The following is an 11,776-nucleotide window of genomic DNA, read 5'->3' as shown; positions in this document are numbered from 1 at the left end:
ACATAACTGAACAGTTCGCCAGACCGTTCGTCTCCGCCGCGCATGCCTCGCTCTCCGAATCTCTCCGAAGACACTGAATCACGCTCACAGCCTCGCTGCGAGCCACTTTTTCAACAGCCTGCTAGATTGGTCCTGTTCATGAAGGTCACATCTTTCTTCGTGTTTGCATTGCGGGGGAGAAGCGCGAAAGGTCGGAGCGAAAGGCGTCAATCATGAGCGCCTCCGGTGCTCGCGCCGGCCAGATCATCCGTCCAGCGCCGGAACAGCGCGCTGGCATTAACGCCTCCGAAGCCGAAGCCATTGGAGATTGCGTAGTCCATCGCCATGGGCCGGGCCTGGTTTGCGACGAAGTCGATCCCGTCGCCGGCCGGATCGGGAGCGCTCAGATTGAGGGTCGGCGGTGCCATCTGATCCCTGAGCGCCAGGATTGCGAAGATAGCTCCGAGCCCGCCAGCGGCTCCGAGCAGGTGTCCGGTCGCCGATTTCGTTGCACTGACAGCAATCGCGATATCGCGCCCGAACACGCTCTTGATTGCTTCGATCTCACCCAGGTCGCCTACCGGCGTGGAGGTCGCATGGGCATTGAAATGACGAACTTCGCGGGGCGAAATCCCTGCTTGGGCGATTGCGATCTCCATGGCCCGGCGCGCACCGTCGCCGTCCTCGGGACCGGAGGTGACGTGATGAGCATCAGCCGTCGTGCCGTAGCCGACAAGCTCGGCCAGCGGTCTTGCGCCGCGCGCCAGGGCGTGGCTCAATTCCTCGATGACCAGCATGCCGGCTCCTTGCCCATGACGAAACCGTCCCGCGACTTGTCGAACGGTCGGGAGGCCTCTTCAGGACGGTGATTAAAGGAGGTCGAAAGAGAGCGTGCCGCGGCAAACCCACCGAGGCTGACGATATTCATGCATGCTTCCGTCCCGCCGCACACGGCAATATCGGCTTCGTTGGCGCGAATTAGGCGAGCCGCATCGCCGATCGCCTGAATGCCGGCCGCGCACGCCGTCACCGGTGCACCGAGCGGACCTTTGAAGCCATAGCGGATCGAGATGTGGCCTGCCGCGAGGTTCACCAGGAACGACGGCACCGTAAAAGGTGATAGACGGCGGACGCCGCGTCGGTCGACCGTGCGCACCGCCTCGGTTATGGCCGGGAATCCGCCGACGCCCGAGGCGATGATCGTGGCCGTGCGCAAGCGATCAGCTTCCGAGATGGGTGCCCATCTTGCTTTGGCGAGCGCCTCCTCTGCCGCCGCCAAGGCAAACAAAATGAACCGATCTACCTTGCGCTGATCCTTCGGCGGAAAGAAGGCATCCGGATCGAAACCAGCGTCCGGATCTTCTTGTGTGGAAGGCACCACCCCGCCGACCTTCGCCGGCAGGTCGCCCACCATATCATCCGCAAGCCTCCGGATACCCGAGCGGCCAGCCAGGAGACGCGACCAGGACGTTTCAGAATCGGCAGCAAGGGGCGTAACCGCTCCCATGCCCGTAACCACAATTTGTCGCATCTATTTTCCTATCAGTTCGGGCGCGCCGCGGGCGCCGCAACGCCGCTCAAGCACCGGCTGCTTCGCGAACCTGATTGGCCGCCGCATCTAGCAAGGCCTGCGCGAGGTCTGGATCGTTGATGACGCGCGATAACATCAGCGCACCGACCATCGTCGAGAGAATGGCCATGGCTTTGCCGTCGAACTCCCCGCCACCGGTTCCAGCGATGAAACGGCCGAGGATCTCGAGATGCTCCTTGATTCCGGCTTCGAACGGCGCTTTCACGTCCTTGCCCTGTCTGGCGGCATCCGAGCCGAGCGCCACGATCGGGCAGCCGTCCATCTTTTCTCCGCGATGATCCATACTGAGGTAGAACGCGATAACCGCGCCAAGCGGATCATCAGGGTTTGCCGCAGTCGCGGCCGACCATCGACGGGTGGCGCTCTCCATCGCCCGCCGGGACGCCTGCGCCGCCAGGTCGTCCTTGGATGCGAACTGCTTGTAAAACGCGCCTTGGGTCAGTCCGGCGCCCTTCATCAGATCTTTGACGCCGATACCGTCGAAGCCGCGCTCCCGAAAAAGGCGGCTTGCCACGTTGATTACGGTTTCGCGGTTTTCCGCGGCCTGGGTACGACTTACGCGCATCGTTAGCTTCCTTTTTGGATTGCATCCGTAATCTATAAATCATATAGAGGTCGAACGCAATCTAAAAAAGGAGATATGAGATGATCCGCAATACCCTGAGCGCATCGCTCCTGGCCGCGCTGTTTCTCGCGACCCCGGCTTTTGCCGAGGAGGCCACCATCGGACGCCCGATCGAGGGCGGCAGCCTGCACGAGGGACACCTTGACATGGTGGTCTACTACGTCCCGGCCGACGGCGACCTCTTGGAGGTCACCGCCACCTTCGCGCCGAAGACCGGGAGCGATCCGCTGCGCGTCGTAATGGGTCTCGCCGACGACGACTCCGTGGCCTTTTCCATGCCGGGTCACCAGGGCTCGCTCTACGCGTTCTCAAGGTCCGGCGAGCAAGTGACGGTCTCGACCGAGACGAACAGGCGTCTGCGAGCCGACGCGACAATGCGCTGAGCCGACGTGTAGCCGCAACCTGCGTGCTGCTGGCCGTTGGCTCTCGCGTCCGCGCGGCTCGCCACACGGTGCCTCGATCACGCCATCGAATAAGGTTTGGGGAGCAAGCGTTTTGCCTGCACCGCGCGCGCTAACTCGCGCGACCTGCAGTGTTCGGTTCCTCGTGCGGATAGAGCTTGCCGAACAGGGGCAGGTACATCGCGCCCTTGCGCATCAGAAAATCGTGGAAGGTCGCCATCGCCGGCGAGATCGCGTGATCGCTGCGCATCACCGAAAACCATTGCCGGCGGATCGGCATGCCGACAACGTCGAGGATAACCAACCGGCCGGCTTCGGTTTCGGCAGCGATGGTGTGGGCAGAGATGAACGCGATGCCGAGCCCGGCCATCACCGCCTGCTTGATGGTCTCGTTAGAGTCCATCTCGACGCCGAGATCGTCGATGCGACCGGGTACGTCGCTCAGGAATATTTCCAGTGAGATGCGCGTTCCGGAGCCGGACTCGCGAATGAGGAAATGCTCCTCGGCGATCCGCTCCTTGGAAATGTCGCGTGCGGACGCCAGCGGGTGGTCGGGCGGCGCGATGATGACCAGCGGGTGATCGCCGAAGACCGAAGCACGCACCGGGATTTCCTTGGCCGGGCGTCCCATCAGCGCGATATCGATGTCGTGGTTCTTGAGATTGTCGATCGTCTCGGCGCGGTTGCCGATGGCAAGGCGCATGTCGATATCGGGATGTTCCTTCATGAAGGCGGCCATCAGCCGCGGCGCGAAATATTTGGCCGTGGAAACGACGCCGAGCCGCAAGCTGCCGGCGCGCACGCCCTTGATCGCATCCATCTTGTCTTCGAGCAGACGAAGCCGCTCCTCGATGGCCTGTGCCGTCTCGACGAAGGCCAGACCTGCGGCAGTGGGACGCATGCCGTCCGACGTCCGGTCGAACAAGGCCAGTTGGAACTCCTCCTCCACCTGCCGCAACTGGATCGTCACCGCTGGAGGAGACAGGCCTAACACCTTGGCTGCGCTGACGATTTTTCCGTGGCTGACGATTGCCTGAACGGTCTTGAATTGCTTAAGCGTGAGGTTTCTCATAGGGCATACTAAAATTTTTTTACTGCCTGAGTAAAGTTATTGAATTTTACTTATCCAGCGTCGTTTGTTCTCCTTTCCCAATCCGGCCGACCCGAGGAGAGGCGGCTGGATCGGGAGGTTACGATGCCAGCGGCAACGCTCGACGCTTTTCTGAACTCCTATCTTGGCGAGCCGGACGAACTGCGCTCCGCGGTGGTAGCGACCATCCGTCAGCTGACGCAGGCGGCCACCACGATCCGCAACACCATCAATCAAGGGGTGCTCGGCACGGCCTTTGCCGGAACTCGCGGCGCCAACGCTGACGGCGACATCCAGAAGGATCTCGATGTCTTTGCCGATGACATCTTCCTCGACGCGATGCGCCACGCTCCGGTCGCGCTCTACGCTTCCGAGGAACTGGAGCAGCCGGTGCTGCTCGACAGGCAAGCGCCTCTTGCCATCGCCATCGACCCGCTCGACGGCTCATCCAACATCGACACCAACGTGTCGATCGGAACCGTCTTCTCGCTCCTCCCTGCAATTGGTGCGCCGGATAGGAATCCGGCCGCCTCGTTTTTGCAGGCAGGCGTGAACCAGCTGGGCGCCGGTTTCTTCATCTACGGGCCGCAGTTGGCGCTGGTTCTGTCGCTCGGCAGCGGCACCCATGTCTTCGTTCTCTCGACCCGGCTCGGCACCTTCGTCCAGGCCTACGAGAGCCGGATCATCCCACAGCGAACCCAGGAGTTCGCCATCAACGCCGCCAACTACCGGCATTGGGACGAGGCGGTGCGGCTCTACATCGACGACTGCCTCGAAGGCACCGAAGGCCCACGCGAGAAGGACTTCAACATGCGCTGGATCGCCTCCCTCGTCGCGGACTGCTACCGCATATTGATGCGCGGCGGCGTATTCCTGTATCCGGGCGACAAGCGCAAGACTTACCGCCAGGGGCGACTGCGCCTCGTCTATGAGGCAAACCCGATCGCCTATCTCGTCGAACAGGCGGGCGGTGCCGCAACCGATACGATCACCCGCATCCTCGAAATCGAACCAGAGAACCTTCACCAGCGCGTGCCCATGGTTTTCGGATCGGCGCGCGAAGTCGCGCGCATCACCCGCTACCACACCGAACCGAGCGCCATCGGCGAGCGCGCGCCGCTGTTCAGCCGCCGCGGCCTTTTCAGGGCCTGAACACCATGTCGGCAAAGCACCCCATCATTACCATCACCGGGTCGTCGGGCGCAGGCACCACCTCTGTCAAGCGCATCTTCGAGCTGATCTTCCGGCGCGAGAACATCGGGGCCGCCTTCATCGAAGGCGATGCTTTCCATCGCTACGACCGCGCCACGATGAAGGCGAAAGTGGCCGAGGAGGAAAAGGCGGGCAATCCGAACTTCACCCACTTCCATGCCGAGGCCAATGAATTGGCCATCCTAGAAGAGGTATTCGAGGAATATGGCCGCCGGGGAACCGGAAAGACCCGCACCTACATCCATGACGAGGATGAGGAGAAGCAGTACGGCACGCCGCCGGGACATTTCACCGAATGGCGCGAATTCCCGCCGAGCGACCTGCTCTTCTACGAGGGCCTGCATGGCTGCGTCGTTACCGACAAGATCAACCTGGCCAGGCACGCTGACCTTAGGATCGGCGTGGTGCCAGTGATAAATCTGGAATGGATCCAGAAGATCCACCGCGACCGCGCAACGCGCGGCTATTCCACAGAGGCGGTGATGGACGTGATCCTGCGGCGCATGCCGGACTATGTCCGCTACATCGTCCCGCAGTTTTCGCAGACCGCCATCAACTTCCAGCGCGTGCCGATCGTCGACACGTCCAATCCGTTCATCGCACGCTGGATTCCGACGCCCGACGAATCGATGCTGGTCATCCGCTTCGCCAACCCCCGCGGCATCGATTTCCCCTACCTGCTTTCGATGATCCACGACTCGTTCATGTCGCGGCCGAATTCCATAGTGGTGCCCGGCAACAAGCTCGACCTTGCCATGCAGCTGATCCTGACGCCGCTCATCCTGCAATTGATCGAACGCAAGAACCGTGTGTCGTGAGGAGGACGCCATGAACAGCCAGGCAGCAGCATTGAAGCCCGTCGCCGCCGTCTCGGAGCGCGACATGGCCAACGCCATTCGCGCATTGGCGATGGACAGCGTCCAAAAGGCCAATTCCGGTCATCCGGGCATGCCGATGGGCATGGCCGATGTCGCAACGGTCCTGTTCAGCCGCTTCATCACTATCGATCCGTCGGCCCCCAACTGGCCCGATCGTGACCGCTTCGTGCTGTCGGCCGGGCACGGCTCGATGCTGCAGTATGCGCTGCATTACCTGCTCGGCTTTGAAGACATGCCTATCGAAGAATTGCAGCGGTTTCGCCAGTTGGGCAGCCGAACCGCCGGACATCCGGAATATGGCCATGCGCTCGGCATCGAGACGACGACCGGTCCGCTTGGACAAGGCATTTCGACCGCGGTCGGCATGGCGCTGGCGGAGCGCATGCTTGCTGCCCGGCACGGCGCCGATCTCGTTGACCATTTCACCTACGTGATCGCCGGCGACGGCTGCCTGCAGGAAGGCATCAGCCACGAGGCGATCGATCTTGCCGGTCACCTGAAGCTCTCCCGGCTGATCGTCTTCTGGGACGACAATGCGATCTCGATCGACGGACCGACTTCGCTGTCGACATCGATGGACCAGCCGTCACGGTTCAAAGCCGCTGGATGGCATGTCCAGTCGGTGAACGGCCACGACACCGACTCTGTTGCGGCGGCAATCGAAGCGGCGCAGCAATCGGACCAGCCGTCTCTGATCGCCTGCCGTACGGTGATCGGCAAGGGGGCGCCCAATCTGGGCGGTTCGGAAAAGACGCATGGCGCGCCGCTTGGCGATGCGGAGATCGCCGCGACGCGCGAGAACATCGGCTGGGCCTACGCGCCGTTCGAGGTGCCGGACGACATCCTTTTCGCCTGGCGCGAGATCGCCAGCCGCGGTCAAGCGGTGCGGCGGGCCTGGGAGCAGCGGCTTGTCGCCTCGCCGCAGCGTGAGGCCTTCGAGAGCGCGGTCGCCGGCACCCTGCCTGACGCGGTCTTCGAAGCGCTCGGTGTTTTCCGCAAGGAGCATGTCGAAAAGGCGACCAAGGTTGCGACGCGAAAAGCCTCGGAAATGGCGCTCGCTGCAATCAACGCCGCAACCGTACTGACCGTCGGCGGCTCCGCCGATCTGACGCATTCGAACCTGACGATCACCAAGGGCATGGATCGCATCGCGCCGGGCGACTACGCCGGCCGTTACATCCACTATGGAATCCGCGAGCACGGCATGGCCGCAGCCATGAACGGCATCGCGCTGCATGGCGGCTTCGTGCCTTATGGCGGCACGTTCCTGTGCTTTGCCGACTATGCGCGCGGCGCGATGCGGCTCTCGGCGCTGATGGGCCAGCGCGTCATCTATGTGATGACGCATGATTCCATTGGTCTCGGCGAGGACGGCCCGACCCACCAGCCGGTCGAGCACCTGGCAATGCTGCGGGCGACGCCAAACCTCAACGTCTTCCGTCCGGCAGACATCATCGAAACGGCGGAATGCTGGGAACTGGCACTGAGAAGCGAGGACCGGCCAAGCGTGCTGGTGCTCTCGCGCCAGAACCTGCCGATGCTGCGCCAGGGGCACGTCGACGAGAACCGGTCGAGCCGTGGCGCCTACATCCTGCGCGAGCCAGCCCGGCACCGCGCCGTAACGCTGATCGCCACCGGCTCGGAGGTCGAGATCGCTATTGCCGCCGCCGAACGGCTGGACACCGAGCACGGCATCGCCGCCGCGGTCGTCTCGATGCCGTGCTGGGAGCTGTTTGAGGAACAGGATGCGGACTACCGCCAGGCCGTCCTCGGCCTGGCGCCGCGCATCGCCATCGAAGCCGCAGCACGGCTCGGCTGGGACCGCTGGATCGGCGACACCGGCGCTTTCGTCGGTATGGCTGGTTTCGGCGCCAGCGCCCCTGCCCCGGATCTCTACCGGCATTTCGACATCACGCCCGAAGCCGTCGCGGCAGCGGCGCTGAAGCTCATCATCTAGGAGGACGACCCATGGCCCGCATCACCCTTCGCCAGCTTCTCGATCATGCCGCCGAGCACGGCTACGGGGTGCCGGCATTCAACATCAACAACATGGAACAGGGCCTCGCCATTATGGAGGCGGCCAGGGCCTGCGATGCGCCGGTCATCATCCAGGCCTCGCGCGGCGCCCGCTCCTATGCCAACGACATCATGCTGGCCAAGATGATGGAGGCTTTGACCGAAATCCATCCGGCCATTCCGCTCTGCATCCATCAGGATCACGGCAACAACGAAGCCACCTGCCTGTCGGCGATCCGCCACGGCTTCACGTCGGTGATGATGGACGGGTCATTGATGGCGGACGCCAAGACGCCGGCGAGCTACGACTACAACGTCGCCATCACCGAACGTGTCGCACGCATGGCGCATTGGGTCGGCGCTTCGGTCGAAGGCGAGCTCGGCGTGCTCGGCTCGCTGGAAACCGGCCAGGGCGAGGCCGAGGACGGGCACGGCGCCGAAGGTGCGCTTTCCCATGACCAGCTTTTGACCGATCCCGACCAGGCGGTCGACTTCGTGACCGCCACCGGGGTCGACGCGCTGGCGATCGCCTGCGGTACCTCGCACGGTGCCTATAAATTCAGCCGCAAGCCTGACGGCGGTATCCTGGCCATGCAGGTGATCGAGGCGATCCACGAAAAGCTGCCCAACACGCATCTGGTCATGCACGGGTCTTCCTCCGTGCCGCAGGAACTGCAGGACATCATCAACAACTATGGCGGCGCGATGCCCCAGACCTTTGGCGTCCCGGTCGAGGAAATCGAGCGCGGCATCCGCTACGGCGTGCGCAAGGTCAACATCGACACCGATTGCCGAATGGCCATGGCCGGGCAGTTCCGCCGCGTCGCGACGCAGGACCCGCGCGAATTCGATCCGCGTAAATTCCTGAAACCCGCCATGGACGCGCTGCGCGACCTTTGCCGCGATCGCTTCGAACGCTTCGGCACCGCAGGCCACGCGTCGAAGATCAGGGTGATCGCCATGGATGAGATGGCGAAACGTTACGCCGCAGGAAAGCTCGACCCGCATATCGCAACCGCGAAAGCCGCCTGAGCGGCAAACAGGAGACCTGCCATGAACAAGATCGACATGCCCTCAGCAGGCACGCTCAAGGAAGGCAAGGAACGCTACAGGTCGGGCGTCATCCCCTACAAGAAGATGGGCTACTGGGAGCCGGACTACCGAGCCAAGGAGACCGACCTGATCGCCATGTTTCGGATCACGCCGCAACCCGGCGTCGACCACGAGGAGGCGGCTGCCGCCATCGCCGGTGAATCCTCTACCGCGACATGGACTGTGGTGTGGACCGACAGGCTGACCGCCTGCGAGCTCTACCGCGCCAAGGCGTTCAAATCCGAGCCGGTGCCGAACACAGGTCCAGGCACCAGGATCGAGCAACAGTATTTCGCCTATATCGCCTACGACCTCGACCTGTTCGAGCCCGGCTCCATCGCCAACCTGACTGCATCGATCATCGGCAACGTGTTCGGCTTCAAGGCCGTCAAGGCCCTGCGGCTCGAAGACATGCGCATTCCGGTGGCTTACCTCAAGACCTTCCAGGGCCCGGCGACCGGCATCGTGGTGGAACGCGAGCGGCTCGACAAGTTCGGCCGGCCGCTGCTCGGCGCGACGACGAAACCGAAGCTTGGCCTGTCAGGCCGCAACTACGGCCGCGTCGTCTACGAGGCGCTGAAGGGTGGCCTCGACTTCGTCAAGGACGACGAGAACATCAACTCGCAGCCCTTCATGCATTGGCGCGACCGTTTCCTCTACTGCATGGAGGCTGTGAACAAGGCGTCGGCCGCCACCGGCGAAGTCAAGGGCCATTATCTCAACGTCACCGCCGGCACGATGGAGGAGATGTACGAGCGCGCCGAATTCGCAAAACGGCTTGGCTCCTGCATCGTCATGATCGACCTCGTCATTGGCTACACGGCGATCCAGTCGATGGCCAAGTGGGCACGCCGCAACGACATGATCCTGCACCTGCACCGGGCCGGCAACTCGACCTATTCGCGCCAGAAGAACCACGGCATGAATTTTCGCGTCATCTGCAAATGGATGCGCATGGCCGGCGTCGATCACATCCATGCCGGTACGGTGGTCGGCAAGCTGGAAGGCGACCCGCTGATGATCAAGGGGTTTTATGACACGCTGCGCGAGGAGCGCACGCCGCAGAACCTCGAAACCGGGCTGTTCTTCGATCAGGACTGGGCCTCGCTCAACAAGGTGATGCCGGTCGCCTCGGGCGGCATCCATGCCGGCCAGATGCACCAGTTGATCCACTATCTCGGCGAGGACGTCATCCTGCAGTTCGGCGGCGGCACGATCGGCCATCCGGACGGCATTCAGGCCGGCGCGACGGCCAATCGCGTCGCGCTGGAGGCGATGATCCTCGCCCGCAACGAGGGCCGCGACTATCTGCGCGAAGGCACCAAGATCCTCGACCAGGCGGCCAGATGGTGCACGCCACTCAAGGCAGCCCTGGAGACGTGGAAGGACGTCACCTTCAACTACGAATCGACCGACACGGCCGATTTTGTGCCAACCGCAACGCCGAGCTTCTAGACGAAAGGAACCGTCGCCATGATGACCAATCCGGGAAACAAGGTCACGCAGGGACAGTTTTCGTTCCTGCCCGACCTGACGGACGAGCAGATTTCGGCGCAGATCAAATACGCGCTGAAAAACCACTGGGCGGTCAGCGTCGAATACACGGACGATCCGCATCCGCGAAACACCTATTGGGAAATGTACGGTAACCCGATGTTCGACCTGAGGGACCCGGCGGGCATCCTGCTTGAAGTCAACAATTGCCGGAAAGCCATGCCCAACATGTATGTCCGGGTCACCGCCTTCGATTCGACCAAGGGCTGGGAAGCGCCGCGCATGTCATTCATCGTCAACCGGCCGCCCAATGAACCCGGCTTCCGGCTGCTGCGCCAGGAGCGTGACGGCCGCAGCCAGGGCTATTCGATCGTGCCTTATGCGACCGACAGGCCCGAAGGCGAGCGGAGCTAGGCGAAACCATGCTGGACGCGATAGCAAAGGGCGCTGCCGCGCAGGACGAATCGGTCGATCTGCAGGCCGAGTTCGAAGCGTCCAAGATCGACGAGGTGATGGATAAGCTCGACCGCGAACTCGTTGGCCTGAAGCCCGTCAAGACCCGCATCCGCGAGATCGCGGCGCTGCTTCTGGTTGACCGGCTTCGCCGCAAGTTCGGGCTGACCTCGGGCGCGCCGACGCTGCACATGAACTTTACGGGGAATCCCGGTACCGGAAAGACCACCGTGGCGCTCAGAATGGCCGAAATCCTGCATCGTCTCGGCTATGTCCGCGAAGGGCACATGGTCGCGGTGACGCGCGACGATCTCGTCGGCCAATATGTGGGCCACACCGCGCCCAAAACCCGCGAAGTGATCAAGCGGGCCATGGGCGGGGTGCTTTTCATCGACGAGGCCTACTATCTCTACAAGCCCGAGAACGAACGCGACTACGGTCAGGAATCGATCGAAATCCTGCTGCAGTGCATGGAAAACAACCGTGACGATCTGGTTGTGATTCTCGCCGGCTACAAGGACAAGATGGACCGCTTCTTCGACAGCAATCCCGGCATGCGCTCGCGCATTGCCCATCACCTCGATTTTCCCGACTACGGCGTCAGCGAACTCAAATCGATCGCCGAGATCATGCTGGCGGAACAGAATTACCGTCTCAGCGAAGCGGCGGCCAAGGCGCTCGAAGAGTATCTCCCGATCCGCATGCGGCTGCCGCATTTCTCCAACGCTCGATCGGTCCGCAATGGGCTCGACCGGGCGCGGCTTCGCCAGGCCAATCGGCTTTTCGCGTCGCGCGACCGGGCGTTGACGAAAACCGATCTTATCACCATCGAGGAATCCGATATTCGTGGCAGCCGCGTATTCGCGGAAGGTAAGCTCGAAGGTGAACCGGAGACGAAGGCGCGCTGACAAGATGACGGCAGTTGGTGTGCAGTGACCGGAAACG

10 protein-coding genes and 1 pseudogene are annotated in these 11,776 nt (G+C 62.7%); 8 read left to right on the top strand and 3 right to left on the bottom strand.

Annotated features, from left to right (window positions below):
• Window positions 1-206 precede the first annotated feature (206 nt).
• Window positions 207-1,510: pseudogene (fabF, locus tag NMG46_RS23015) on the bottom strand (beta-ketoacyl-ACP synthase II).
• A gap of 46 nt (window positions 1,511-1,556) precedes the next feature.
• The gene (locus NMG46_RS23010; protein ID WP_254819816.1) at window positions 1,557-2,135 is read right to left on the bottom strand and encodes a TetR/AcrR family transcriptional regulator; all 579 of its coding nucleotides are present in this window, start codon (window positions 2,133-2,135) and stop codon (window positions 1,557-1,559) included.
• Between the two features lie 80 nt (window positions 2,136-2,215).
• Between NMG46_RS23010 and NMG46_RS23005 the strand changes: the two genes are divergently transcribed.
• Complete coding sequence (locus NMG46_RS23005; RefSeq protein ID WP_254819815.1) at window positions 2,216-2,578, top strand: hypothetical protein; 363 nt, start codon at window positions 2,216-2,218, stop codon at window positions 2,576-2,578.
• A 130-nt stretch (window positions 2,579-2,708) separates the two neighbouring features.
• Here the strand turns inward: NMG46_RS23005 and NMG46_RS23000 are convergent, their stop codons facing one another.
• Entirely contained in the window at window positions 2,709-3,668 is a 960-nt protein-coding gene (locus NMG46_RS23000) for a LysR family transcriptional regulator (protein ID WP_254819814.1), read from the bottom strand.
• A 123-nt stretch (window positions 3,669-3,791) separates the two neighbouring features.
• Between NMG46_RS23000 and NMG46_RS22995 the strand changes: the two genes are divergently transcribed.
• The 7 genes from NMG46_RS22995 to cbbX are packed head-to-tail and all read left to right on the top strand — an operon-like array spanning window position 3,792 to window position 11,739.
• Window positions 3,792-4,838 (top strand): class 1 fructose-bisphosphatase, encoded by a 1,047-nt coding sequence (locus NMG46_RS22995; protein ID WP_254819813.1) that lies wholly within the window; start codon window positions 3,792-3,794, stop codon window positions 4,836-4,838.
• 5 nt (window positions 4,839-4,843) lie between these two features.
• On the top strand, window positions 4,844-5,716 hold the full coding sequence (locus NMG46_RS22990; protein ID WP_254819812.1) for a phosphoribulokinase: 873 nt from the start codon (window positions 4,844-4,846) through the stop codon (window positions 5,714-5,716).
• Between the two features lie 10 nt (window positions 5,717-5,726).
• Window positions 5,727-7,733, top strand: coding sequence for a transketolase (tkt, locus tag NMG46_RS22985; protein WP_254819811.1), 2,007 nt, complete (start codon window positions 5,727-5,729; stop codon window positions 7,731-7,733).
• An 11-nt stretch (window positions 7,734-7,744) separates the two neighbouring features.
• A complete protein-coding gene (gene fba, locus NMG46_RS22980; protein ID WP_254819810.1) occupies window positions 7,745-8,824 on the top strand; it encodes a class II fructose-bisphosphate aldolase in 1,080 nt (359 codons plus the stop codon).
• Window positions 8,825-8,860: 36 nt separating this feature from the next.
• The gene (locus NMG46_RS22975; protein ID WP_254819820.1) at window positions 8,861-10,339 is read left to right on the top strand and encodes a ribulose-bisphosphate carboxylase large subunit; all 1,479 of its coding nucleotides are present in this window, start codon (window positions 8,861-8,863) and stop codon (window positions 10,337-10,339) included.
• An 18-nt stretch (window positions 10,340-10,357) separates the two neighbouring features.
• Window positions 10,358-10,792 (top strand): ribulose bisphosphate carboxylase small subunit, encoded by a 435-nt coding sequence (locus tag NMG46_RS22970; protein WP_254819809.1) that lies wholly within the window; start codon window positions 10,358-10,360, stop codon window positions 10,790-10,792.
• Window positions 10,793-10,800: 8 nt separating this feature from the next.
• The gene (gene cbbX, locus NMG46_RS22965; RefSeq protein WP_254819808.1) at window positions 10,801-11,739 is read left to right on the top strand and encodes a CbbX protein; all 939 of its coding nucleotides are present in this window, start codon (window positions 10,801-10,803) and stop codon (window positions 11,737-11,739) included.
• The last annotated feature ends 37 nt before the right edge of the window (window positions 11,740-11,776 follow it).

Origin of the sequence: Mesorhizobium sp. LMG 17147 (genome assembly GCF_024297145.1) — a bacterium.
Lineage (GTDB): Bacteria > Pseudomonadota > Alphaproteobacteria > Rhizobiales > Rhizobiaceae > Mesorhizobium.
Note: the sequence above shows the minus strand (reverse complement) of the source record. Positions and strands in the feature narration are given on the sequence as shown.

Bases quoted from the DNA above. Each gene is read 5' to 3' on its own strand.
- cbbX (WP_254819808.1), top strand. From the start codon at position 10,801: ATGCTGGACGCGATAGCAAAGGGCGCTGCCGCGCAGGACGAATCGGTC.
- NMG46_RS22970 (WP_254819809.1), top strand. From the start codon at position 10,358: ATGATGACCAATCCGGGAAACAAGGTCACGCAGGGACAGTTTTCGTTC.
- NMG46_RS23010 (WP_254819816.1), bottom strand. From the start codon at position 2,135: ATGCGCGTAAGTCGTACCCAGGCCGCGGAAAACCGCGAAACCGTAATC.
- NMG46_RS22975 (WP_254819820.1), top strand. From the start codon at position 8,861: ATGCCCTCAGCAGGCACGCTCAAGGAAGGCAAGGAACGCTACAGGTCG.
- tkt (WP_254819811.1), top strand. From the start codon at position 5,727: ATGAACAGCCAGGCAGCAGCATTGAAGCCCGTCGCCGCCGTCTCGGAG.
- NMG46_RS22995 (WP_254819813.1), top strand. From the start codon at position 3,792: ATGCCAGCGGCAACGCTCGACGCTTTTCTGAACTCCTATCTTGGCGAG.
- NMG46_RS23005 (WP_254819815.1), top strand. From the start codon at position 2,216: ATGATCCGCAATACCCTGAGCGCATCGCTCCTGGCCGCGCTGTTTCTC.
- NMG46_RS23000 (WP_254819814.1), bottom strand. From the start codon at position 3,668: ATGAGAAACCTCACGCTTAAGCAATTCAAGACCGTTCAGGCAATCGTC.
- fba (WP_254819810.1), top strand. From the start codon at position 7,745: ATGGCCCGCATCACCCTTCGCCAGCTTCTCGATCATGCCGCCGAGCAC.
- NMG46_RS22990 (WP_254819812.1), top strand. From the start codon at position 4,844: ATGTCGGCAAAGCACCCCATCATTACCATCACCGGGTCGTCGGGCGCA.